The organism is Neobacillus cucumis, assembly GCF_023715505.1.
Genome location: NZ_JAMBOH010000001.1, coordinates 157,856 through 181,657 on the forward strand (window position 1 = coordinate 157,856; position 23,802 = coordinate 181,657).

The 23,802-nt window shown below is 37.0% G+C and carries 25 protein-coding genes; 6 read left to right on the forward strand and 19 right to left on the reverse strand.

What is annotated here, in order from left to right; translation table 11 throughout:
* Positions 1-3 precede the first annotated feature (3 nt).
* From M3226_RS32145 to M3226_RS00860, 7 genes are all read right to left on the reverse strand, one after another.
* On the reverse strand, positions 4-132 hold the full coding sequence (locus M3226_RS32145) for a hypothetical protein (RefSeq protein ID WP_285857677.1): 129 nt from the start codon (positions 130-132) through the stop codon (positions 4-6).
* A gap of 208 nt (positions 133-340) precedes the next feature.
* Entirely contained in the window at positions 341-499 is a 159-nt protein-coding gene (locus M3226_RS00840) for a hypothetical protein (RefSeq protein WP_251561710.1), read from the reverse strand.
* 619 nt (positions 500-1,118) lie between these two features.
* On the reverse strand, positions 1,119-1,544 hold the full coding sequence (locus M3226_RS00845) for a hypothetical protein (RefSeq protein ID WP_251561712.1): 426 nt from the start codon (positions 1,542-1,544) through the stop codon (positions 1,119-1,121).
* A gap of 269 nt (positions 1,545-1,813) precedes the next feature.
* On the reverse strand, positions 1,814-3,292 hold the full coding sequence (locus M3226_RS00850; protein ID WP_251561714.1) for a DNA primase family protein: 1,479 nt from the start codon (positions 3,290-3,292) through the stop codon (positions 1,814-1,816).
* Positions 3,226-3,894 (reverse strand): CHC2 zinc finger domain-containing protein, encoded by a 669-nt coding sequence (locus M3226_RS00855; RefSeq protein WP_251561716.1) that lies wholly within the window; start codon positions 3,892-3,894, stop codon positions 3,226-3,228. The genes M3226_RS00850 and M3226_RS00855 overlap by 67 nt, the downstream gene beginning before the upstream one ends.
* Before the next feature lie 262 nt (positions 3,895-4,156).
* Positions 4,157-4,291 (reverse strand): hypothetical protein, encoded by a 135-nt coding sequence (locus tag M3226_RS32150; protein WP_285857678.1) that lies wholly within the window; start codon positions 4,289-4,291, stop codon positions 4,157-4,159.
* A gap of 51 nt (positions 4,292-4,342) precedes the next feature.
* Positions 4,343-4,546 carry a helix-turn-helix domain-containing protein gene (locus M3226_RS00860; protein ID WP_251561718.1) on the reverse strand — a complete coding sequence of 68 codons (204 nt, stop codon included), beginning with the start codon at positions 4,544-4,546 and terminating at the stop codon, positions 4,343-4,345.
* Positions 4,547-4,749: 203 nt separating this feature from the next.
* Here M3226_RS00860 and M3226_RS00865 point away from each other — a divergent pair, with 203 nt between their 5' ends.
* A complete protein-coding gene (locus M3226_RS00865) occupies positions 4,750-5,733 on the forward strand; it encodes a hypothetical protein (protein ID WP_251561719.1) in 984 nt (327 codons plus the stop codon).
* A 970-nt stretch (positions 5,734-6,703) separates the two neighbouring features.
* Here the strand turns inward: M3226_RS00865 and M3226_RS00870 are convergent.
* The 5 genes from M3226_RS00870 to M3226_RS00890 all read right to left on the reverse strand — a co-directional run bounded on the left by M3226_RS00870 (position 6,704) and on the right by M3226_RS00890 (position 11,964).
* A complete protein-coding gene (locus M3226_RS00870; protein WP_251561721.1) occupies positions 6,704-8,137 on the reverse strand; it encodes a DHA2 family efflux MFS transporter permease subunit in 1,434 nt (477 codons plus the stop codon).
* A gap of 93 nt (positions 8,138-8,230) precedes the next feature.
* Positions 8,231-9,358: an NtaA/DmoA family FMN-dependent monooxygenase gene (locus M3226_RS00875; protein WP_251561723.1), complete on the reverse strand. Its 1,128-nt coding sequence runs from the start codon at positions 9,356-9,358 to the stop codon at positions 8,231-8,233.
* 34 nt (positions 9,359-9,392) lie between these two features.
* Complete coding sequence (locus M3226_RS00880) at positions 9,393-10,427, reverse strand: LLM class flavin-dependent oxidoreductase (protein ID WP_251561725.1); 1,035 nt, start codon at positions 10,425-10,427, stop codon at positions 9,393-9,395.
* A gap of 261 nt (positions 10,428-10,688) precedes the next feature.
* Positions 10,689-11,114 carry a MarR family winged helix-turn-helix transcriptional regulator gene (locus M3226_RS00885; RefSeq protein WP_251561727.1) on the reverse strand — a complete coding sequence of 142 codons (426 nt, stop codon included), beginning with the start codon at positions 11,112-11,114 and terminating at the stop codon, positions 10,689-10,691.
* 490 nt (positions 11,115-11,604) lie between these two features.
* Positions 11,605-11,964: a winged helix-turn-helix transcriptional regulator gene (locus tag M3226_RS00890; RefSeq protein WP_251561729.1), complete on the reverse strand. Its 360-nt coding sequence runs from the start codon at positions 11,962-11,964 to the stop codon at positions 11,605-11,607.
* Between the two features lie 225 nt (positions 11,965-12,189).
* On the opposite strand from M3226_RS00890, the gene M3226_RS00895 reads away from it, so the two are divergent.
* Positions 12,190-12,912: an NADPH-dependent F420 reductase gene (locus M3226_RS00895; RefSeq protein ID WP_251561731.1), complete on the forward strand. Its 723-nt coding sequence runs from the start codon at positions 12,190-12,192 to the stop codon at positions 12,910-12,912.
* A gap of 422 nt (positions 12,913-13,334) precedes the next feature.
* Here M3226_RS00895 and M3226_RS00900 read toward each other — a convergent pair whose 3' ends face one another.
* The 4 genes from M3226_RS00900 to M3226_RS00915 form a co-directional block, all read right to left on the reverse strand.
* A complete protein-coding gene (locus tag M3226_RS00900; RefSeq protein WP_251561733.1) occupies positions 13,335-14,168 on the reverse strand; it encodes an oxidoreductase in 834 nt (277 codons plus the stop codon).
* A gap of 216 nt (positions 14,169-14,384) precedes the next feature.
* Positions 14,385-14,762, reverse strand: coding sequence for a MerR family transcriptional regulator (locus tag M3226_RS00905; protein WP_285857679.1), 378 nt, complete (start codon positions 14,760-14,762; stop codon positions 14,385-14,387).
* 142 nt (positions 14,763-14,904) lie between these two features.
* Positions 14,905-16,059, reverse strand: a complete 1,155-nt coding sequence (locus M3226_RS00910) for an NADH-dependent flavin oxidoreductase (protein ID WP_251561737.1) — start codon at positions 16,057-16,059, stop codon at positions 14,905-14,907.
* Positions 16,060-16,127: 68 nt separating this feature from the next.
* Positions 16,128-16,970: an SDR family oxidoreductase gene (locus M3226_RS00915; RefSeq protein WP_251561738.1), complete on the reverse strand. Its 843-nt coding sequence runs from the start codon at positions 16,968-16,970 to the stop codon at positions 16,128-16,130.
* Between the two features lie 188 nt (positions 16,971-17,158).
* Between M3226_RS00915 and M3226_RS00920 the strand changes: the two genes are divergently transcribed.
* The gene (locus M3226_RS00920; protein WP_251561740.1) at positions 17,159-17,536 is read left to right on the forward strand and encodes a MerR family transcriptional regulator; all 378 of its coding nucleotides are present in this window, start codon (positions 17,159-17,161) and stop codon (positions 17,534-17,536) included.
* Between the two features lie 452 nt (positions 17,537-17,988).
* Here the strand turns inward: M3226_RS00920 and M3226_RS00925 are convergent, their stop codons facing one another.
* From M3226_RS00925 to M3226_RS00935, 3 genes are all read right to left on the reverse strand, one after another.
* Positions 17,989-18,831, reverse strand: a complete 843-nt coding sequence (locus M3226_RS00925; protein WP_251561742.1) for an SDR family NAD(P)-dependent oxidoreductase — start codon at positions 18,829-18,831, stop codon at positions 17,989-17,991.
* A gap of 169 nt (positions 18,832-19,000) precedes the next feature.
* On the reverse strand, positions 19,001-19,369 hold the full coding sequence (locus M3226_RS00930) for a MerR family transcriptional regulator (RefSeq protein ID WP_251561744.1): 369 nt from the start codon (positions 19,367-19,369) through the stop codon (positions 19,001-19,003).
* 353 nt (positions 19,370-19,722) lie between these two features.
* Positions 19,723-20,268 (reverse strand): TetR-like C-terminal domain-containing protein, encoded by a 546-nt coding sequence (locus M3226_RS00935; protein WP_251561746.1) that lies wholly within the window; start codon positions 20,266-20,268, stop codon positions 19,723-19,725.
* A gap of 187 nt (positions 20,269-20,455) precedes the next feature.
* Here M3226_RS00935 and M3226_RS00940 point away from each other — a divergent pair, with 187 nt between their 5' ends.
* The 3 genes from M3226_RS00940 (at position 20,456) to M3226_RS00950 (ending at position 23,691) form a co-directional block, all read left to right on the forward strand.
* Positions 20,456-21,400: an alpha/beta hydrolase gene (locus tag M3226_RS00940; protein WP_251561748.1), complete on the forward strand. Its 945-nt coding sequence runs from the start codon at positions 20,456-20,458 to the stop codon at positions 21,398-21,400.
* A gap of 271 nt (positions 21,401-21,671) precedes the next feature.
* On the forward strand, positions 21,672-22,844 hold the full coding sequence (locus tag M3226_RS00945) for an MFS transporter (protein ID WP_251561749.1): 1,173 nt from the start codon (positions 21,672-21,674) through the stop codon (positions 22,842-22,844).
* Positions 22,845-22,983: 139 nt separating this feature from the next.
* On the forward strand, positions 22,984-23,691 hold the full coding sequence (locus M3226_RS00950; RefSeq protein WP_251561751.1) for an SDR family oxidoreductase: 708 nt from the start codon (positions 22,984-22,986) through the stop codon (positions 23,689-23,691).
* Positions 23,692-23,802: the final 111 nt, after the last annotated feature.

Consider the following 23,802-nt stretch of genomic DNA (forward strand, 5'->3'; position numbering starts at 1 on the left):
GAGTTACTTTGTTTTATCATTATCATTTTTAGTTTGAACATTTTGCTTTTTAATTTTATTAGTCAGTTCAATTAATCCCCTAGCTGCTTTCTCCGCGTTAAATGTTCCTCTTTCTCCACATTTAAGTTTCACGACGAAATCACCTCGTTGCATAATATGCAGGTCGTGTTTGTTTGGAATCTTGTCTGTATTACATTTTTTCCTGATGTTCCTTACTAATTTTTTCTTATTTGATCAATTCGGAACATATAGCAGCACGTTTGAGAAAGTTCCTTCATTTAATTTCTAGAATCCTCTAAAGTGCTTGGTATCACACTTTTTGTCCACACTGGGACTTGTTTTACTCCTCCCGTTCACGATAGGGCCGGCTTCGTAAAAAATACTTGCCCCGTCTTAAAGCCGTTTTAAAGATTTCGTTATCTTTTTGTAAAAGTGTGTTAATTTCTTGTGATGTAAGGATGACTGTGCATTTTTCCAATTGAATTATATATTGCGGCATAGTCCTTCTCCTTCTTATTGATATACTACAGGTACAATTGTTTTTAAGCAGATTTCCTCGATCAAACGTTTTTTCTTAAATTTCGGCAAATTGGTTAATCCGCTTCAACATACACGTTCATCAACATTCGGTGATTTCACCACTATGGTTGATTTCGGATAAATGGGTACTTTAGCCATGACTTAACAGAAAGCTATACTTAATTTCCAGTAGTTTTACAATTTAATAACGTGATAATGTTTCAGGATTAATGTGTCAATAGCCTCAATACTTTAAAAAGCAACTGACTGGATACTTCCGCATGGTCTATAATCATTTGTTTTCTTAGGTGCTCATTCTCCAACATCGCTTTTCTGTCCATTTCTTCATCAAATGCTCTGGCATGATTAACCCAATTGTGATGGGATGACCAACTCTTAATAGAAGAATGGTTTTTTCCTAGCTTCCTCCCTACATGTTAAAGGTTTCTTGTAAGCCATAAATTTCTAAACAACCAAGCCTTTAAAGGCGTGCTTGCTTTCTCCTTCCAGTAGCTCATATGATGGTTTCATGATGGCTGCAATCCTTCATTTTCGGTTAAATAGCGGTTAACTTTTAGTAAAGAATTCGCATGTATCCATTACGCTTTCCATTCGGTATAACTGTTTTCCAGTAATTCCGTTAAGGAATTATCCAATGATGATTTTTCTTTTAAAATGATTTCAGTTTCTTCTTGCTTTAAACTGGCGACTGTTTTCATTTTCATATCAAATAATTTTTCGGTAGGAACTTCGGATAAATTCCGTTTTACTAATTCCTCATTCAAACGTAGCAATTCTTCCCCGAACAACTCGATCCTTTTGGCCTTTGAAACAAAATATTTTTCTTGTAAGAGCTCTAATTCCAACGCCTTTCGGTTACTAATATCCATCTGCATCTCTTTGCCCCATTTGATAAGAGTAGGCTTGCTAACCCCGATTTCTTTTGAGATATCATCATAGGAAACACCTTTTGATCTTAGCTCAACAAATTGCTCCTTTTGGTCGATTTTTGTAACTTTCGTCATTAATATCACTCCTAAAGGTAGTTGTTTTAACCATGTGTAGTAAGCTGTTGTAGTAAGTCCTAACACTTGATATAAATGGATGTAGTAAGCGTAGTAAACCAAAATAAATCAATTGGGTTTTTATAAAAACCATTGTTTAATCTATCTATTTGTTTATATAAAACTTTTTTTTAATAGAGCTTACTACGTCTACTACACCCTAGATAAATAAGGCTTTTAGGTTACTAGATAGGGATTACTACACGTTTACTACATGTCTACTATAAAAATCATTTTGATCGGATACCCACATACACTTTTTTAGGTTGAATCTTACCGTTAAACGGAACCCTTTTTGACTTAAAAGGGAATCGCTCTTTCATTTCGATACCAAAATTATTTTTGTTAAGACAACCAAATCCACTTTCGGAACACCATGATTTATAGTTTTGATACATGCGGTCTGGTACTTCCCAATAATCCTCATTGGCAGTATCAACCTCATAATTTTCACTGATGAATTGACCGATAATGTCCTGTTCTTCTTCATACCGCTTTACGGCATCCTGAACCTCAGGTGGTCTATTTAATCCCTGTATTTGCCATTCCAAACAACCCTCCAATGCCCAAACCAATATCCCCTCCATTTCGGATTCTAATTTCTTGTCCAAATTTTTATCCCGCTCATGTTCTTCAAAAAAACGATTGAATTCAATTAAATGAATCCTCTCCCATATAGCCTTTCTACGCTCATAAATACTAGGTTTATTGTTTGTCAGCATCCAAATTTTGAATTTTGGAGTGTAGATAAATGGTTGTTCATACTTCCGTTCAGCTTCAATAGGATCTCGCCCTGTTATTTGTTTAATCAGTTGCACTGCCAATTCTTCGCCCCTCTCAACTTCGGATGTAGAAAGGAATCTCACTCCCGAAAATTCTGCTAATGTATGTCTTGCTGTGTTTCCTTTTTTCATAAAAGTTGATGGATCGGTATGCCCTGCATAATCCCCCATCAATTTATGGATAGCTTTTTCTAAAGTGGATTTACCATTTCTCCCCTTCGGACCGTATAACATGAACAAGCATTCTTCTTTGTTGCTACCTGTAAGGCTATAACCTATCGCCCTTTGAACATAAGAAATTATTTCTTGATTCTCCATGAAAATATCATTTAGAAATCCTATCCATGTCGGACATTTTGCAGCTGGGTTAAAAGGAATATCAACATACTGTGTAATCAAATCTTCCCGCTTATGAGCGTATAGGAGAGCATCAGTAACCCCATGCATTTTTAGCATTTTTAAATCAATTGTTCCATTTGCCACATTCAACAAATATTCATTATGATCCAACATGGATTCGTTTATGGTTATGTCATTAGAAACTGAATCAGCTAAGGTGAGCATAGCTTGGATCCTGGCTGCAGATTGTGAACGAACAATATGTTTTAAAAACATTTCCCTTTCATCTGCATTCTGAATATGCTCAATTACATTTGGAAGCCCCTTTACAACCTCTATTGCTTTTCTTTTTAAATGGTTTGTGTTGTCGACTTCCCAATTCTTTCCGTTCCAATAAAGCCATTTTTTTCGCTCGATATGATATCGAAAATTTCTCCCATGTTCATACATCAAACGCTCGGCATTACCTAAATCGGTACAACTAAAGGACTGCTCCATTTTTTTGGTTGAGTTAAATTCTTCTAATAACTTATCAGTTCCACGTACTCGAAGCCGCTTTGCTTTTGTTTTTGTAGTAACGTTTTCCAATTATTAACAACTCCAATGGCAGATTCAAAAAAATCAATCCGCTGATTAAAGTCAAGTTCAGCCAAAAGCCCAGTTATTAGCCCTTCCAGTAAATACTCATGGTAGGCACTTTGGTGATAATAGCGAATTAAAATAGGATCTTGCACTAACTGGTGTATATCTTTGTGATTTGTAGATTTGACTTTCATATAATCTCGTAAGTTACAAAGATAATAAAACAAACATTTATATTCCTGTTCAAACCGTTTTTCAAGATTTCTGTCTTCCTGCCGTTTACTGACCTCTATTATTTGTTTTTTGGTCAGCTTTTTTCCTGACAACCCCAAACGTTGAGCTAACTGAGAAATAGCCTGTCCATTTTTAATGCTATTTAATTGTGCGTAAAGGTTTATTTGGTCACCGCTTATTCCACAACCAAAACATTTGAATATATTTTTCTGTGGATTCACGCAAAAAGATGGCGTTTTTTCTCCATGAAACGGACATAACCCTATAAAATTTCTCCCTCTTTTCCGCAACTGGAGCGACGATTCCTCAACAATTGTTAAAATATCAATCTTTGATTTTATTTCTGTGATGGTATAATCTAAAGTAAGATTCATTTTTCCACCTCGTCTCAAAGGTTTTGAATATGCTGAAAGTTGTTAGCTTTTTATAGCCCTTTAACAAAAGGGTTTTTTTATTGTTTAGATATTTACTGTTTCAACAGGATCCTTTCTATTTATCCAGATCTAATTTGTTATGGCCTCCTATCTCAATGCATCCATATTTCGGTACGTAACATTTTCACCAACTTATACTGTTACATCCATGTCAGCCGTATCATTTACAATTTGTTGGTAGGAAGTAGCAACCTTGCCTCTTTTAAGGAATTTCACCATTCCTTACCACTTCACCGTCTTGGTATTGTGCTTGTAGTAGAAGTTCAATCAATACAATTCGATGGGTTACCTTTAAACTTTTCCATAATGGAGAACCTCTTATTTTCCTTGCCCACATTACATATCCACCTGGAATGAAATCCATGTACTCACCTCAGGTTAGTCATGTCTATTTAATTGAATGCTTCCAACCACCCTGCAATGCCGTACCACCTTTGTCAATCCACTCATGCAGTTTCCCTTCGTTAACACGAATTTGTCTACCAAGTTTAACGATTGGGAGTAATCCACTTCTTGCTAGTGAATATGCACGTTCTTCACTGACATTTAAAATTATTGCAACTTCAGGGAGTGTTAATAATTTTCTTTCCATTTAAAATCACCTCCGTTGTACTCTTATGGTCTCAGATTGAATGGTAAATTTTTATAGAAAATAAAAAAAATCTTTAACTTCTAGATAAAAAAAGGTCAAACCATATTTGTGCTTTGTTTATTGAGGTTTGGTAAGATGTTCTTAAGTGGTCTGAGAAAACTGGAGCTATTTAATTAATACTTTTAGAAGGAGAATGGTCTTAAATGAACTACGCGAATAAACTAGTTCTTCAAAATTACCAATATAGTAGGCGTTTACAAGAATGTTGCTTCCTTTTAAATAACAAATATAATTTTTGTGATGATTTGCCATTAAGGGAATTTTGGAATGAAAGAGAAAAATATTTTCTAAAGTGGAACGACATTCCCCAAGTTAGAAGTGGGTTAGAATATGATCTAAATCGGGCCTGTCTACTTTGCGGGCTAAGTCCAAATTTGAACAATTACCTACTAATCTTCACTTTTGCACATTACGGGGTATGGCGAACTACTAAATGGCTTATAAAAGAGAAAATCCAATTAGAGAGTGGTAAAGACCTTCAACTTGCTGTTGCATATAAAACAATAAATTATCTCTATTCATTAATTTTATCCTCTAGGGAATATATAAGGGTTGATCCCTTAGTTGATATTTTTATAGAAAACAATGTATTTAAATGGATTGAGGAAAATAACATGGGAATTACTTTTACTGAAAAGCCATCAAATGAAAATGAGCAAAAAGACTTTTTCCACCTAGTAACTGAGACTTTTCCTTTAGAAATTGCAAATATGATTGAATCAATGAGCGACGATAATTACGGTGACCACACAACCACAGAAAAAAGACGCACTCCGGAGACAAAGCGCAATTATTACTATTGGAGATGGAGTAAAAGAGGATTAACGCTTTTTGAAATGGGGATGAAGTGGGAAAAACTGAACAATCCTGAGAGTTATCATGATTACGATAGAGCTTCAGTTGATGACAAAGTTAATAAGGGTTTAAAAAGCTATATTTCTACCCATGGTCCATTACTAGAAAATTTATCGACAATTGAATGGTTTAGGCATTTCTTGAAATATTATCCTCAACAAGAAGCAGCTGAACGGGTATTTGAAATGGCGGCAGAAAAAGTTCACGATGTTCTTGAATCTGAGATGAAAGTACGTTTAAATAAGCGCTTTAGTGAACCAGAAATAAATTAAGAAAAAAACAAAAAATGGAATTAAACAAGTAAATGAGGAGGTTTATACGGAACCTCCTCTTCTTCCATTTGTCACCCAAACGGATAATGATCATAATTGAACTAGTGACCCCAACCCTGTCAATGATGGATATACTTTATAGTTATAACAGTTTAATTAAGATAGTATTGTTATAACAAGGATTTCAATAAGGCTTAATATGATTGAATTTTTGTTATTGGAAACAGTTAGCTCAAATTTGTCCCCAAAGTGTCCCCAATTGTCCCCCCGAATATCAATAAGGAAAAACTAATAAAATTCTGCTAAGATGGTACAAGTCACTAAGGTTTATACAAACCTCATCCTCTTTATTCATATTTGACAAAGGGAACCTATTTGAGACCGGAAATTATTACATCATGCCGCCCATTCATTTTCATATATAATAGAAAGAAATAGTGTATAAAAAAAGGCTCTAAATCAACATTCATAAAAAATTCGACTTAAAGGTTTTAAATGCAATATAAAACATCGGAGGACAAACCGGAGGACAAAAGAGGACACATTCATATGTAATAATGTATTCAGCCCTTCTCAATTGAGTTGGGCTTTTTCCTCTTCACAATTCTTCTTCAACTAACGCACCCTTTAGTTTAAGTGTAATCCTTCACATACAATATTTGGTTAACTTTGCCTAGATAGCTCCAAGAAGAACAAAGGCATATTCTACTTCACTCCTTAATGCGTTTTAGTTTACCTTCAAGGCAAGAACAATAAACAAAGCAACGCGATTGCGTTGCTTTGTTTCACTCTGCACCCGTTTAAAATAACAGGAGTTTTATTCATCTAGGAACGACCACACGTTAAAAATATTGGATAATGAAAAAAGTGTTCAGAACGATTGCTTGCCTTTTGGGTATTTTCAAAGTGACCTACCTTTTTAAACTAATTAAACCAAAGCCCCCTTAAAAAGAATACAGCTGACAAAACATCAATGTGGTGAATTCATCACCTTGTGATTGACTACGACGCGGCGGATGAAGAGTGCCATGACCAAGCCAATTAATGCTATAGTCATCGTGAACCAGAACACGCTTTGTGATCCTGCTGTCATCGCGTTTGCTATTTCGGTCAGCTTGGTCGGATCTGAGGAGCCGTGCAAGTATTTCTCCATACCACCAGTAAGGATACTGATTGCCACCGCTGTTCCAATTGCCCCCACGACCTGCTGCAGTGTGTTCATGACTGCCGTGCCGTGCGGGTATAACTCCGGCGGCAATTGATTTAAACCGTTCGTTTGAGCAGGCATCCATATCATGCCTACCCCAACCATGAGCCCAATATGCAAAGCCACGATAAAGCCCACTGTAGAAGCAGGAGATAGGGTAGTAAAGAACCATAACACGACTGAAACGATCACGAGACCGGGAATGACAAGCCATTTCGGTCCATATCTATCGAACAAGCGCCCCATACGCGGGGAGAGGATACCGTTCAGCGCGCTGCCCGGCAAAAGCATGAGTCCGGTAGTGAACACAGACAGTCCTGTACCCGTCTGCAGAAACATCGGCAGGATAATCATGCTCGACATAATGATCAACATACACGACATTACCATAAGCAGCCCAACGACGTACATTGGATAATTGAAAACGCTCAGATTCATCATCGGATCGCTCATGACGTTCTGCCGCAGTATGAACAGCACCAGCGCGATGAGCCCAACGACGATTGAAGTAACCACGACTGCACTGCTCCAGCCTTCAGATCCTTCGCCTGCCTTACTGAAGCCAAAGACAACTCCTCCAAAGCCGATCGTTGACAATGCGACAGATAGTAGATCTACCCCAGGCTTTGTGACATCAGTGACATTTTCCAAATACTTCAACCCTATAAACAACCCAATAATCAAAAGTGGCAGCGATAACCAGAAAATAAAATGCCATGTTAAATACTCTATTAATAGACCGCCTATGGTCGGTCCGGTTGCTGGCGCAAACATGATAACAAGTCCAACGAAGCCCATCGCCGCCCCCCGCTTTTCCGGCGGATATATGACAAGAATGGTATTGAACATGAGAGGAAGCAACAATCCCATGCCTATTGCCTGTAAAACTCTAGCGAACATCAACATTTCAAAATTGAAACCGAGTGCCGCAATCAATGTACCTACGATTAAGCTAATTAGTGAACCTATGAACATCTGCCTCGTCGTAAACATTTGCAGCAACAACCCGCTCATTGGCATTAAAATGCCAAGAGTCAGCAAGAACCCGGTTGTTAACCACTGTGCTGTTGATGCTGTAATTTGAAATACTTCCATTAAATTAGTCATTGCTATGTTTAGAGCGGTCTCGCTAAACATGCCAACAAAACCGCAGATAAGCAACGATGCCAAGATGGCACGCGTATTGTATTTTTTCATTTCTATATCTCCCTGTATTTTTTGTGTCACATTACTAGTGAGTTAATCAAAATATAATAAACTAGTTCATTTCAATTTTCTGGCTCTTCTTATTCAAATAGAATATCTATTTTCTGGATAAGGTAAACCTAAATTCCCACGTAAGGTGTTTGATTCATATTCTAAACGGAAAATTCCCCTTTCTTGTAAGATAGGAACGACTAAATCAATAAAGTCATCAAACCCTGAAGGATGCTCCTGTCTTATCAGCAATAGATCCATTGCCCCTGCCTCGTACCAGTTCTGAATTTGATCTGCTACTTTTTCTGCCGAACCAAAAAATTTCGGCTTTGGTATACGGTATATCGGCATCAGCGCTTGAAGTTCCTGGAATTTTTCTTCAGCTTCTCTTTCTGTTCTTCCTACAATCGGATTATGTGAAATTGTAAGTAGGAAATCATCAAGCGAACGCCCTTCCAACTCCACTCTCCTCTTTAGCTCTTGACTAAAAGCTTTTGCATCTTCTAAATTATCAGCCGGGAGAAATACACCGTCGGCATGCTTTGAGGCAATATTCATGAATTCCGAAGAAGTGCCGGCTTGGAAAATTACCGGTCTTCCTTGTCTGGAACGGCTAATATTTAAAGGACCATCCACAGAAAAATAGTTTCCTCTATAATTTTGAGCATGCATTTTTTGTGGATCAAAGAATACGCCGCTTTTTTTATCTCGTATAAATGCGTCATCCTCATAGGAGTCCCAAAGACCTTCGACAATCTCTAAAAACTCTTTTTTCATAGGATACAAGTCTGCTTTAGAAAGATGAGTGCGACTATAATTTGCTAATCCTCCTGGATTAGAAGTGACCGCATTCCATCCTGCTCGTCCATTACTGATTTTATCAAGAGAAGCCATTTGACGGGCAACAGTGAATGGATCCGCATAAGAAGTTGCAATTGTGGCAGTAAGCCCGATTGAATGAGTCACCATGCTTAAGGCAGACAGAATACTTACACCTTCAAACATACTTAGGTAATGAGGAATCATACCTGGTCCAATATGGCTAACGTCAGTTAAAAAGATGGTATCAAACTTTCCTTCTTCTAATCTTTTTGCTTTTTGTACATAGTAATCAATGCTTTCACTAGCATTTGCTGGCATATCTGGGTGACGCCAGCCCATGTAATTCCAGCCTACCCCATCTATAGTCCCGGCTATTTTAAGTTGTTTTTTCTCTTTCATTCATTTCACCTTCTTTTCGTTCTAGTCTTATTAGCTATTTAGATTTAAGATCAAATTCTTCTGCCAGTAACTGATATCCTTTTAGTCGGCTTGCTTGGTCAGGATAAAAATCTGCTATCAAGATTTCATTAACTAAAGCTTCATTTGCCATCCGTTTTAACTTTTCAGCAACATTGGCTGCACTTCCAATAACAAACCGGTCTTTATTATATTGTCGCGCTGCCTCTTCCTGTGGTGTATAAACATACTTACTGGCTTCTTCTAGTGTTGGAAATGAAAGATCCCGCGAACCTGTTGCCATTCTTGCCCACATTAATTCCAATGGTCCTGCCAAATATTTTGCCTCTTCTTCTGTTTCTGCTGTAATGACTCCAATAGCTAACATGCTTTTTGGCTCGTTCATATAAATAGATGGCTTGAAATTTTCACGATATAAACGAAGCATTGAGATAGCTAATCTTGGTGCTAAGTGGGCTGCAAACACAAAACCAAGTCCTTTATCTATAGCGAACTGTACACCGCCCTGACTAGAACCTAACATATATATATCAGGTACTATTGATTCATTCCCTGGAACTATTATGTTTCTGAAAGGGTGTTGAAATGGGAAATTTCGTAAAAAAAACGAGAGTAACTGGTTTAGTTGTTCTGGAAAGTCATTTGCAGAAAGTGACTCTTGTGAACGTTGTAAGGCTAATGCAGTTAATCCATCTGTTCCCGACGCTCTTCCTATTCCAAGGTCTACCCTACCAGGGTACAGTGCTTCAAGTAATGTAAAGTTTTCCGCTACTTTCAGAGGGCTATGGTTGGGTAACATAATCCCTCCTGAACCTACACGTATATTTTTGGTATGTGAAGCTGCGTGTAGACTTAACAAATCGGGAGATGTACTGATTTGGCTAGGAGTATTATGATGTTCCGTGAACCAGTATCTCTTATAACCTAATCTGTCAGCTACTTGAACCATCTCCGTTGAATTTTTTAAACTTTGAATAGGATTACTGTCAGGATGTACATGTACAAAATCTAAGATGGATAACTGTAGATCATTAAGTTCATTGTTGACCAATTACTAACACTCCTTTTTAGATCCCTTTTCTTTTTTCCATGTTTCTCTTCTACTTAAATAGGCACAACATAACCAAAAGAACATATAGGGATTTTATTTCCAATCACATTTCAGCAGCTTGGGAGATATAAACTAATATTTAGCTTGCTAACTAATTTGTTGGTAATTATCCAACAAAGACAGCTCTTCTTTTGATTTTCTATTTAATACTTAGGTTGCTAAATAATTATTTAGCATGCTAAGTATCAGCATAGAGAAAACTTAGAACAAGTTTCTCTCCATTCGCTTCATAAGTTCCCTTAATAGAAAGCGTTCTTCCGGTAAGATCGAATGGAGTAATTTTTCTTGCTGCTGTTTCCATTTGAACTCAACCGGTTTCTTTAATTCTTTGCCTTTGTCCATTAGATAAATTCGCATAACCCTTGCGTCTTGTTCATCACGTTTACGGTATATAAATCCGTTTTGCTCCAATGATTTAACCATATTTGTCACAGTAGGCGGTTCACATTTTAAATGTTCACATAGTTGCATTTGTGTGATTCCATCGCCTAACCACAAACGAGAGAGTAAATTATCTTGTCCAACATAAAGATTAAGTTCTCTTAGACTTTCATTATAGTCTCGACGCATTTGAAATGAAATTTTATCTAATGACTGACGAATATCGCAATCAACCGTATCGTTCATAGAAAACCCTCCACTCGTCAAATATATTTAGTACGCTAACTATATCGTTGTGAAAATGAGGTGTCAAACTATTTAAAAAACCTACTCAGATTTAATTGAGCCGAATTCATCTTGGTCAAAGGTCCGGATTCTATTGGTGACACTCGTTTGCCTATTAAATTTTTATAGTAGTATTTTTATTACATATACTACTATAAAATCATTTCGTATCTTTTTAAAGAGGGCAATAAAAATGGATGTAGTACATTTTTTTGTACTTATGGATTTAACATAGTAGAAAAAAGCTGCCACAATGACAGCTTCGGATCTTTAACTCTTACCCCGTTAGGTTAATACAATTCTTCACAAACTTTTATTGTAAAAGGAAAAAGCTACTGTTAACCAATTTCTCACCCGAACGATTACTTTCTCCACCATTTAGTTTTTAAATTTTTGGGTAAATGGTAAATGGTAAATGGTAAATGGTAAACGATGAATGTGAGCGCTTTGGTTAGTCTACCTGCTCCCCAAACTTCTTCCCGAATTCTTCCATCAAATCAATTATAGGAATGAATTCCTTTCCTTTTGAGGTTAATGAATAATCTACTCGTGGAGGAACCTCTGGATAAACTTTGCGATTTATTAAGCCATCTCTTTCTAATTCTCGAAGTTGCTTTGTAAGAGACCCTTGTGATATATCCCATAAAAAGGCTTTAATTTCACTATAGCGACGCTCTTTGGTCTTTAAATACCAAAGAATTACATATTTCCAACGTCCGGAGAGGATATTTTGGGTATAAGCAATGCCATAAAATTCTCTTTGTTCCTTTATACACTCTTTGTCAAATCCATCCTTACATATCCTAGACACCTTTTCACCTGCTTTCTACTGTTAAGTACAAAAAAATGTACTACATCCATTTTTATTGCCTACTTCAAAAAGATGAGAAATCAATTTATTCTAGTATATGTAACAGAAATACTCAATCCGTTTTTAATATCTAATGAATATATGTTTACCGTTTGATAAACATATCATTATGTAACTTTAAGCAGAATAATTCTTTTATATACAAATTCTTTAGGAGGAACAATAATGAGATTTGGAATTATAGGTGCAGGACCAATTGGGTCAATTATTTCTAAAAAATTAGTTAAGATTGGATATGATGTCAAAATTGCAGATGCACGAGGAATTGAACGTTTGGAAGGAAAAGAGTTTGCTGGAACACCTGTGCGTGTAGAGGATGTAATTAAAAATATTGAAGTTCTTATAATATCTCTCCCAATAAAAGCAATGCCAAGCATTCGGGACATTATCAATCAAGTCGGGGAGGAAGTAATCATTGTAGATACTTCAAATTATTATCCATTTAGAGACGGCAAAATTGAAGAAATCGAGAACGGGATGGTTGAAAGTGTTTGGGTTTCTAATCAATTAGGTAGACCTATCATTAAAGCTTTCAACAATTTATTAGCCCATACTTTAGAAAATGGAGGAACTCCCGAAGGTACTAGTGGACGCATTGCTATTGCCATTGCTGGTAATGACCTATCACAAAAACAAGTAATCTTGGACCTAGTAAACGAGCTAGGCTTCGACACAGTAGATAGTGGTTCTTTAAGTGATTCTTGGAAACAACAGCCAGGAACTCCTGCTTACTGCACAGAGCTAACAAAAGATGAACTAACGAAAGCATTGAAAAAGGCAAATAAAGAAAAAGCACCATTACTACGGGATAAGGCGATAGAGAGTTATCAGCCCGGATATTCACATAAAGATATTGTGAATCTAAACAGAGAAATATACAATTCATAAAACAATAGGTGCACTCAGTAAGAGCGCACCTTTTTGTATATCCATATATCCCCATAAAGTTGCGAAGAAAGATGTTTGCCTCTTTCCTTTTTGCCGCCAAACAATCCTTAATGTTATCGATAGTTCTGAGAGCTTACAAAAAGCCTTTCCAGTCCGAACTCAAATTTTTGCAAACTGAAATTTAAGTATGATTCTGTTTTAAATCCCTTTTCCACTAACCTGACCGTTACTTGAAGAAGAAAAACGATCCTCTGTTATTGAAGATAACTGTCCGTTTGTTTAGTACAATATTTCACAATCTCTAAAATATATAAAAGACGTTAACCCATTTAGGATTAACGTCCGTTTTTTGCCACTCCCTGCAGATTTAAAGGATATATCTTTAATACCTACATTTAATCAATTATTTTCTTTAAACGTAATTACCAATTGCCGTCGGTGCTAACCGAAAGATTTCTCCAGGCATCGATTTCTTCCTGTTTAGACTTAATTACACTTTCTGCCCACTCAATTCCATCCGAACCTGCAATAAAGGATACTGGTGGATTTTCTACCTTCGCTAGGTGAAGGATTACTTCAGCAAGCTTCACTGGGTCACCTGCTTGGGTATGGTTACGATCATCGTGGAATTTACGGAACGTTTCCAATGCATCCGAGTAATCACTAATGCTATCGTTAGAATATTTTACGGAGCTTGAATCTAGAAAGTCTGTCCGGAAGAAACCAGGTGATACCGCTGTGACATAGACTCCGAATAGTGCAAGTTCCTCAGCGATTGCCTGCGTGAAACCCTCAACCGCAAACTTGCTGGAATTGTAGATTGATCCTCCAAAGACCCCTTTAAGTCCTGCAACTGATGAGATGTTAATGATACGCCCGCTGCGCTGCTTACGCATACCAGGTATGACCGCTTGAGTAACTGCCATTGTACCGAATACGTTTGTATTGTATTGAGCGCGGATCTCCTCCATTGATGACTCCTCAAAAACACCAAGATGTCCATATCCAGCATTGTTAACCAGTACATCGATACGCCCAAAGTGTTCTATTGCATCTTGAACAGCATCCTTAACCTGATCCTCTCGTGTTATGTCAAGCGCTGTTACGAATAGGTTGTCCGAAGTTCCAAGTGACTTTGTAACATCCTCCGCCTTCCGACCAGTTGCTACAACCTTGTTGCGTGCGGCAAGCGCTGCTTTAGCAATTTCAACACCCATTCCACGGGTAGCACCCGTAATAAACCATACTTTACTCATAAATATTTACCCTCCTATACTCTCTTAAAAACTTTATTATTGTTGGTACAATTTATTATTGTAGTTTATTCTTGTTACAGCAAGTCAAATCTTAAAGCTATCCTATGAAATACCGCATAAATAATAGGTTTTTCTGAAGGTATTGACATATATACAAGATTTAGGTTGTAGTTACTATAAGTAAAAAGAGCTCTCTTTTTTATCAACTGCCACCTATTAAATTTTTTCCGTGATTCCTTTTTCTTGAAGTTCATACATAGCTACTTTATAACTTATTACTTCTAAATGTTTAAGATTTTCATTGATTTTATTCTGCACCTCTAATTTATGTTGCTTCATTATTTCTTTTCTTTCAAAGAATGTCTTATCTCCTATTTCATAGAGTTCTACATATTCTTTTATTTTTGAAATGGGCATTCCTGTTAATCTGAGGGAGCGAATTAATTTAATCCACTCAATATTTTCGTCGTTATATATTCTACGACCATTGTCATCGCGCGCAATATCTTTTAAGATTCCTTCATTTTCATAAAATCTAAGTGTGTTTCCAGACACATTAAAATTCTCCACTATATGTTTCATTGAATAAAACATCTATACCCGTCCCTGATTAAGATTTTGTGAGAAGAAGAAGGTTGCATACAGTTCTTAGCCCCCCTTTACTTGAACCAAGCAAACAAATAAAGCGCCAGTTAGGTTCTGCCGCTTTATTTGAACTTCAAAAAGATTTATATTTTTAGGCTTTAACTTCAGTGCTTTCCTCAGCAATTTGGAACCAACCCGGTGTTGCTTTAATAGTATTCCAAAGCTTTTCCGGAACGTTAAGTTCACTTAGCTTTGAAGGTTTCAATTCGGTTTCAATTGCATCCTCGTGACCTTTTTCAACCAACTCAACCCAATTTGGGTTCATGACTAATGCCTGACCAATGGCAATTAGAGATAGTCCTAATTCTAAAGCTTTTACCGCATCATCTGGTTTTCTAACTGAACCAGCAGCCATCACAGGAACTCTGCCGTTTGCACGTTCGAGAATCAACTCAAGCCGTGTTTTATCTTGTTGGCTGACTTTTGACTTTGAGAACACATTATCTAACGAAGCATGAATATAATCTAAATCCTGTTCAATCAGGCGATCAATTAATTCGTATGTGTCCTCTATTCGCAATCCATTCTCTAGTGAAGATTCTTCAGGAGAAATTCTATATCCAAGAATAAACGGTTTGGTAGCATGCTTCTCAATTACTTTCTTAACTTCTTGAACCACTGCGAGAGGAAAACACAAGCGATTTTCAAGGGTTCCTCCCCATTGGTCAGTACGCTGATTGAAGAATGGAGAAAAGAAATTTTGTATTAAGAATCCATGCGCACCATGGATTTCCACACCATCAAATCCAGCTTCAATCGCCCGTCTGGTTGTTTCGCCAAAAGCATGAATCAATTCTAAAATTTCTTCGTGTGATAACGCTCTGGCTACCTTTCCCTGAGTAAATGGAGTAGGTTCAGTTTTTAATGCACTAGCACTGACAACATCACCATCTGGAATTAGTTCCGGTAGTGCTTTATTACCTGCATGAAAAATTTGCAATACCGCAGGGGATCCTCCACTTTTCGCAGCATCAGCTAATTTCTGTAAGCTAGGTATAAATTTATCGTCATATCCGGCAAATTCATCAGTAAACCCTTGTCCATTTGGTGTAACATGTGTACAACCAGTAATGACAAGTCCAACTCCATTTACCCTGCTTCTATAATAATTTACTTCTTCGTCCGAAATGGTAGTATCATCGTTGCTAGAATAAGTTGTCATAGGTGCCATAACTACTCTATTCTTAATAGTAATTCCACTTCTGAATGTGAAGGGTTCGAATAATTTGTTATATTTAGTATTCATATTAAAACCTTCTTTCAGTAATATTTGTTCAGTCATGTTGTAAGCCTGTTCAATTTTCCAAAAATATATTAATCATCAAAACCGGTTGAAGTAGCAAGGTTTTTCCAAATTTCCATTTCTGTTTGTAAACTTTCAATTTTATTGTTTGCAGTTTTATATGCATCAGCTCCAAGGAAAAGGTGCAATGGAGGGTTGGTTTCTTTACTTAACTGAATAAATACCTCCGCCCCTTTCTCTGGGTCTCCTCCTTGATTTTTATCATTTTTACGTAAACCTTCTTCCTGTCCTTTTCTTATTTGATCATAATCATGGATTGGGTTTTGATCTGCCCATTCCAACGAACCTGGGGAAAGGAAATTCGTGCGGAAACCTCCAGGTAGGACAGAAGTTACATGAATACCAAATATTTTTAACTCATGCGCGATCGATTCACTAAAACCATCAACTGCAAATTTAGTAGCCGCATAGATACTACTTACAGGATAGCCCCAAAAACCACCTATTGATGAAATATTAAAGATATGTCCTGATCTCTGTTTTCTTAACTGAGGTAATACATTACGAATGACATTGAAAGTTCCAAATACATTGACATCGAAATTTTTACGAGCTTGATCGTCAGAAATCTCTTCAAAAGGTCCAACTTGACCATAACCAGCGTTATTCACCACTACGTCAAGACCGCCGAAATGTTCAATTGTTCTAGCAATGGCTTTTTTTACGTCTTGTTCATCTAGCAAGTTTAATTGCAAAGGCAAAAAGCCATCATGTTGTCCTATTTCTTTTTTTAAATCTTCGATATTTCTGGAGGTTGCAGCTACTTTATAGTTTTGATCTAGCAGTTTTTTTACCAGTGCTAGTCCCAATCCTTTAGAAGCTCCTGTTACAAACCATATATTATTTTGAGTCATATTAAATCTCCTTTGTTGTTATAATTTCTACTTTATTGTAGATTATTGTTGTTACAACAAGTCAAATGCTAACTTTTTCTATCTATAAAACCCATTCAGATAAGGATTGTTGAATAATTCTTGGTATATTTGTTATGATTTTAGTTATAGTAACTATAACTAAAATCATTATAGGGGGGACGAGGTAGATGTCTTATTCAATGAAAAATGTAGTTGAAAACTTAAATGTATCTGCAAATACACTTAGATTTTATGAAAATGAAGGAATCCTAAAAGATATTTCCCGCGATGCCAAGGGTCGTAGGGTATATAGTGATCAAAATATCGAGTGGATTAAATTCATTCGCTCTCTTAGACTGACAGGTATGCCTATTTCCAAAATAAAGGAATATGTTGAGCTTTATGAATTAGGCGATGAAACATTTTTGCAAAGAAAAGAAATGATGATGCAGCATAAATTAGAGGTCCAGAATAAAATTAATGAAAATCTAAAACACTTAGAGGTAATAAGTTACAAAGTGGCTATGTATGAGCTTCAAGAGAAAGAAGTCAAGCAAAAGATTTAATGCTTCTATTGGCATATATATTAATTGAACTAAGAAAAAAAGGGACCTTAAAAGGTCCTACTCAATGGTTGAAGCCAGTAGCAGATGAGGAATATACAAGTTAAAATAATTAGAGCTAAAAATTACCCTGTTATACAGGGCTTTTTTATACCAATCCACATTTTCCAGTAAATTTGTGAAAAAATGCACTTAAGCTATCCTGCTTCGTTACTTCAATAAGAATAGCCGCCAAAATTGCTGCCGGATCTTCCTCACAAGCACCCTATAGTTTAGTACAATTCCTCACAATTTTTTATTTGCGCAAAAAAACTGTCCCAAAATCAATAAAAAATTGGGACAGTTGCAACAAAAGAGCTGGAACTTAACACACTCTTGAATTACATAAGTAATACAAGTCAACCAAGACGGTTGACTTGTTGTTGTTACACGATTACCAACTCGATACCTCGTGATTATGCATCCTCATACGCAAGAGAAGTTGATAACTCACGATGAGCGTTGATCTGCTGCTGGAGCTCGGCAACTTTTTGTTCCGCACCAGCAATCGCATCCGCACCAGCAATCAAGCGGAATGGTGGTTTTTCCTGACTTACAATGGTAATCAGAGCCTTTGCAAGTTTGACAGGATCGCCTTCCTGTTTTCTATTTTTTTCTTTAAAGAAAGCCTTGATTTGTGCATTACCCTCAGCGTAGTCATCGATAGACAGGTCACCCCAGAATGTTGATTCTGGCTCTAAAAGTTCGGTACGGAAGAAACCTGGTTCAACGATGGTTGTTTTGATACCGTATGGAGCGACTTCATCACGTAACGACTCCATCCAACCCTCAAGACCAAACTTCGAAGCAGAATAAGCGGAACCACCCGCACCTCCGACCAAGCCTGCAAGAGAAGAAATTGAAATAATGTGCCCAGACCGAACCTTACGCATCAAAGGCAACACAGCACGGGTGACGTTCATAGGACCGTATAGGTTGGTACTGATTTGGTGTTCCATCTGTTGTGTGGTTAGTTCCTCGAAGAATCCCCCATAAAAGTTACCTGCATTATTAACCAATACATCAATACGTCCAAATCGATTAACCGCCAACTTGACGGCAGCTTCGGCATCCGAAGGATTAGTTACATCCAGCTTTACGATCAGGAGATTTTCATCATCACCGAGGGCTTTGGCTACTTTATCGGTATTACGACCTGTAGCGACGACCTGATGACCTGCCGCAAGAGCAGCCTTTGCAATATCAACACCCATGCCACGTCCGGCACCAGTAATAAACCAAACTTTATTGTTAGTCATAATTTTTTCCTCCTAATTGTCTACTTTATTTTTCAAAGGTTTATTAACCTTCGTATTTGATTGGAACAAGAATAGGTTACTCCTTAGAGTGCACTCTAAAGCAAGTTTTTTTTGAAAAAAATTTAGAAAGCTGTCAGACGCAATTGAAAAAACAACTGGCTGCTTAATTTCAAGAGAAACAGTTTCCTAATTCATTTTCATAAAAATTTATTTTAGTATCAAGAAACTCTAAGCTTTGACGAATCTTCTCGATTTCTTCCACTACTTTTTTGCGATGATTTTTAAGTAGTGCTAACCTTTCTTCCATTGTTTCATCCCCCATATACCCCCACATGATAAATTGTTTCATGTCTTTTAGTGACATCCCCGATTTTTTTAGGTGGAGCAAAGTTTCAACCCATAATTTGTCTTTATCCGAGTAAACTCTGACATTATTCTCGTCTCTGTTTACTTTTATTAACCCTTCTTTTTCGTAATACCTCAATGTATGTTCACTCACCCCAACGATTTTAGAAAATTCTCCAATAGAATATGTCAATATAACCGCCTCCATTAAATCTGATATGTCTATTTCTTCTTTCTCTTTTAATTTACGACACAAAGCAAGAGTAATACTTAGAGTTTACTCTAAGTCAAGAAGCACTTCAAAACGGAACCCTTTATAAAGAATAAGTGGCTTTTTTATTCATTGACTTTATTATAGTTATCCGGATTCCTTACTCAACTAAACTCACCCGTTTAGTCGAATAAAATAGGCTGCAGTTTTTTAGCAGCCAAATCTTAAGGAAAGCACCCGTTTAAGTGCATTCTTTCACATACAACATTTTTAAAGAGGAAGGACACATTATCCTTCTTCCTTAATAAATAAGAGAGATTTTTTATGCAATAAATCTATATAATCCTCTCTAATAAATCCCCCACTTTTTCTGCCATTTCCTGCGGTGGATAAGGCATGCCATTTTTTAGCCACCATTCCACTACACCTACGTAAGCATTAGCAACAAATTCGACAACTACATCTTCGCTTTGACCAAAATTTTTGCCTTTTGTTATATCCACGTCTTTTTTAAACTCTTCTATATTATGTTGAACAAACCGGCTGCGAAAATATCTTGCTCCTTCACTCACCAACATCGTCGAAAAAAATAAATAATTACTTTTAAGATATTCCATGCAGTGTATAGTCGATTCAATCCAATCCATTTCAGCTTCCGACTCACAAAGGTTAACCATGTTATTGATATGTTCTTCTATGATCTTATCCAACAGATCAAATTTATCCAAGTAATGAAGATAAACAGTTGCACGGTTAATATTTGCCCTGTCAGAAATATCCTGAATGGTAATACTATCGAAATTTTTTTCTGACATTAATTCAAGAAATGCTTTTTTTATTGCATCTTGAGTTCTAACAATTCTTCTATCCACTTTTGCCATCGTTTCAACACCATACCTTTTTTGAGATAATCGACAATTTTTATTGATTTGTTGTCTAAACAACAAAACAGATTAAATTAACGATTTCTATGTCTTGTTTTGTTTATAATTGTATTATAAATTATTTACAGATGTCGAGAAAGCATCAGTTGTATTCTATATTTAACATGAAAGGATGTTATTTAATATGTCAAACTATATATTTGAGTTAAGCGATAAGGTAACAAGGAAATCAGTATCATACACTAACAGGTTTGGAATCAAAATTGCGGCAGATCTCTACTTGCCAAAAGACTTTGATGAGTCAAAGAAACACGCAGCCGTTATTATTGGTGCACCCTATGGCGGTGTTAAGGAGCAGGGTTCGGGTATTTATGCTCAAAACTTGGCAGAGCGTGGTTTTGTGGCTCTTACATTTGACCCATCGTACAACGGATACAGTGGTGGAGAGCCACGGCACCTTTCTTCGCCTGATCTATTCGTAGAAGATTTCAGTGCAGCTGTTGATTATGTAGGTACGCGTCCATTTGTAGATAGGAATCAAATTGGTACCCTTGGTATGTGTGGTAGTGGTGGTTTTGCAATCAGTGCAGCGCAGGTTGATAGACGCATCAAGGCTGTTGCCACTGTCAGTATGTACGATATATCCCGTGCGCAAGCCAACGGCTTTAAGGACTCGTTAACTGAAGAAGATCGCAACGCCATACTCGATGCCCTTGCCGAGCAACGCTACGCGGAGTTTGAGGGCAACCCGCCGGCTCTAACCGATCGAGGAGCACCTATTGGATTTGATGATAATACAGACCCTATCGGTCGTGAATTTGGCGAGTTCTATTCTACACCTCGTGGGTACCACCCAAACTCAATTACTCAATTTACCGTGACAAGCAGCTTGTCATTTATGAACTTTCCTGTGCTTACGTACATTAAATCGATTTCACCGCGACCAATTTTGTTCATCATGGGCGAGCAGGCTCACTCACGATACTTTAGTGAAGATGCTTACGAATTGGCGGCAGAACCAAAAGAGCTATACATCGTTCCAAATGCAGGACACGTTGATTTGTACGACAAGACAGATTTGATCCCATTCGACAAGTTGGAAGCATTCTTTACCGAGAATTTGAAGTAACAATTGCTTCAAAGGCTCTAATCACCATCGCAAATCTAGAGGAACCACCGTTTCGCTGGATCGGTGGTTCAGATGCCATCGCTAACGTAGAACTAAAAGTCGCAGAGCTTCAAAAGCAGAACAGTGCCCATCGGGACCTTTTGACTTCCCTCACTTATGAGGATGCAAAAGCTTTCAGACGAAGTTAAATTTGAATTCTTCGGGAAGAAATTTTAATAAAATGCCCCCATTGCTTTTTGGGGGCATTTTATTGAAGATAGGAGTTGTTTTTTTGACTAAACGAAATAATTTGTTGATTTTCATATTGACCATAGGAGTTTTCGGCATCTTAAATACAGAAATGGGGGTTATTGGGTTATTACCTTCCATTGCTGATCACTTTAATGTCAGCATATCAAAAGCAGGATGGCTGGTGAGCTTTTTTGCTCTAACGATTGCTGTATCTGGACCAACGATGCCGTTATTGTTTTCCAGGATAAATCGTAAGAAGGTCATGTTACTTGTATTAGGTGTTTTCGTTTTGGGAAATATTGTATCCATATTTACATCTAACTTTACCATTCTATTAATTGTTCGTATAATTCTAGGCTTTTTTCATCCAATTTATTGTTCTTTGGCATTTACAGCTGCTGCTTCCTCAGTAAGTAGAGAAGAAGCCCCAAAAGCTGTTTCTAAAGTATTTATAGGTGTATCTGCCGGTATGGTAGCCGGAGTACCGATCGCAAGTTTTATTGATAGTGCCGTTTCGTTTGAAATGGCGATGGCATTCTTTGCTATTGTTACTCTTATTGTATTCATTGCTACATTAATTTTTGTACCATCTATGCCTGTTGAAGATAGACTTTCTTATGGTACACAACTTTCTGTATTAAAAAAACCTATTATATGGCTTTCCATCGTGACTGTCATTTTATTAAACTCAGCTATATTTGGGGTTTATAGTTATTTTGCTGAATATCTGAAAACAGTAACGAATATGTCCCCGAATACCATGAGTTTAACGTTATTCATCTTCGGTGGAGCCAATATTATCGGAAACATTGTGGCAGGTAAGTTACTTACTCATAGTGCCACTAAGTCTGTAGTATCTTTTCCTTTGTTATTGGGTGCTGTTTACATCATTTTATTCTTTACAGGACAGTTTACCGTACCAATGGCAATTATAACTTTAATTTGGGGAATATTGGCTGGAGGAATAATGGCAAATATAAATCAATATTTGATTGCGTCTTCAGCTCCCGAAGCGCCTGATTTCGCCAATGGCTTATTTATATCATCCTGTAACGTAGGAACAACGATTGGTGCAGCTGCAGGCGGGTTATTTATATCAGAAATGGGTACACAATATGTCGTATTAGTGGGAATCCTATCATTGATACTAAGTTTGGTAACTATCTTACTTAGAAATTACATGTTTACTCCTATACAACAACTTTCCAGATAAGGATTAAATTCAACATTCTTAAAAGCTCTCTGTTCATTATTGATTTATATTCCCTGTCCTACTTTTATTATTAAATTTCTAGGGTGTGGAAAAATTTACTCTAGCTCAGGATTAGTAGCCGAATAAAGGAGGATATTAAATGTCAAAGGATATAAAAGTTGCACTTGTCACTGGCGGGAATCGAGGAATTGGATATGAACTAGTCAGACAATTAGCTCAGAAAGGTTTTCAGGTCATTTTGGCAAGTCGAAATCCAGAGATGGGTCATGAAGCTACGCAAAAACTTAAGGAGTTAAAGCTGGACGTTTCGTTTGTGGTAATGGATGTAGACAATCAAGAAAGCATCCGTCAAGCTGCGATTACTGTAAATGAGCGATATGGAAGATTAGATGTATTGATTAATAATGCTGGCGTGTATTTGGATGAGAATGAAAAGTTATTGACTATGGACGCTTCCATTCTAGAGAAAACGATGGCAACTAATTTCTTCGGCGCTTACTATTGTCTTCATTCCTTTATTCCGATCATGGAAAAGCATGGCTATGGAAGAATCATTAATGTTTCATCAGGATATGGGGAGATGAGAGAAATGTCTCATCAAGGAGTAGGCGCCTATAAGTTGTCTAAACTTGCCTTGAATGGTTTGACACAATTGGTAGCTGCAGAAATCAAAGGAGATATCAAAATAAACGCGGTATGTCCGGGGTGGGTCAGTACAGATATGGGTGGACCATCTGCTCCAAAATCTCCTAAGCAAGCTGCTGAGTCTATCCTTTGGTTAGCGACGATTGGACCTGAAGGACCTAACGGAGGATTCTTCAGAGATGGAATACGAATCGATTGGTAATAATACACCTATGAGAGCAAAAGATTTGCTGCTTAAGTGTGCTTCGATTAAACCGTCTTCTCCAATTGTTATTGTTTAAAAACCAATTAAATAGTAAAAGCCGAATATCCT

Bases quoted from the DNA above. Each gene is read 5' to 3' on its own strand.
- M3226_RS00840 (WP_251561710.1), bottom strand. From the start codon at position 499: ATGCCGCAATATATAATTCAATTGGAAAAATGCACAGTCATCCTTACA.
- M3226_RS00845 (WP_251561712.1), bottom strand. From the start codon at position 1,544: ATGACGAAAGTTACAAAAATCGACCAAAAGGAGCAATTTGTTGAGCTA.
- M3226_RS00855 (WP_251561716.1), bottom strand. From the start codon at position 3,894: ATGAATCTTACTTTAGATTATACCATCACAGAAATAAAATCAAAGATT.
- M3226_RS32150 (WP_285857678.1), bottom strand. From the start codon at position 4,291: ATGTGGGCAAGGAAAATAAGAGGTTCTCCATTATGGAAAAGTTTAAAG.
- M3226_RS00860 (WP_251561718.1), bottom strand. From the start codon at position 4,546: ATGGAAAGAAAATTATTAACACTCCCTGAAGTTGCAATAATTTTAAAT.
- M3226_RS00865 (WP_251561719.1), top strand. From the start codon at position 4,750: ATGAACTACGCGAATAAACTAGTTCTTCAAAATTACCAATATAGTAGG.
- M3226_RS00870 (WP_251561721.1), bottom strand. From the start codon at position 8,137: ATGAAAAAATACAATACGCGTGCCATCTTGGCATCGTTGCTTATCTGC.
- M3226_RS00875 (WP_251561723.1), bottom strand. From the start codon at position 9,358: ATGAAAGAGAAAAAACAACTTAAAATAGCCGGGACTATAGATGGGGTA.
- M3226_RS00885 (WP_251561727.1), bottom strand. From the start codon at position 11,114: ATGAACGATACGGTTGATTGCGATATTCGTCAGTCATTAGATAAAATT.
- M3226_RS00895 (WP_251561731.1), top strand. From the start codon at position 12,190: ATGAGATTTGGAATTATAGGTGCAGGACCAATTGGGTCAATTATTTCT.
- M3226_RS00900 (WP_251561733.1), bottom strand. From the start codon at position 14,168: ATGAGTAAAGTATGGTTTATTACGGGTGCTACCCGTGGAATGGGTGTT.
- M3226_RS00905 (WP_285857679.1), bottom strand. From the start codon at position 14,762: ATGTTTTATTCAATGAAACATATAGTGGAGAATTTTAATGTGTCTGGA.
- M3226_RS00910 (WP_251561737.1), bottom strand. From the start codon at position 16,059: ATGAATACTAAATATAACAAATTATTCGAACCCTTCACATTCAGAAGT.
- M3226_RS00915 (WP_251561738.1), bottom strand. From the start codon at position 16,970: ATGACTCAAAATAATATATGGTTTGTAACAGGAGCTTCTAAAGGATTG.
- M3226_RS00920 (WP_251561740.1), top strand. From the start codon at position 17,159: ATGTCTTATTCAATGAAAAATGTAGTTGAAAACTTAAATGTATCTGCA.
- M3226_RS00925 (WP_251561742.1), bottom strand. From the start codon at position 18,831: ATGACTAACAATAAAGTTTGGTTTATTACTGGTGCCGGACGTGGCATG.
- M3226_RS00935 (WP_251561746.1), bottom strand. From the start codon at position 20,268: ATGGCAAAAGTGGATAGAAGAATTGTTAGAACTCAAGATGCAATAAAA.
- M3226_RS00940 (WP_251561748.1), top strand. From the start codon at position 20,456: ATGTCAAACTATATATTTGAGTTAAGCGATAAGGTAACAAGGAAATCA.
- M3226_RS00950 (WP_251561751.1), top strand. From the start codon at position 22,984: ATGTCAAAGGATATAAAAGTTGCACTTGTCACTGGCGGGAATCGAGGA.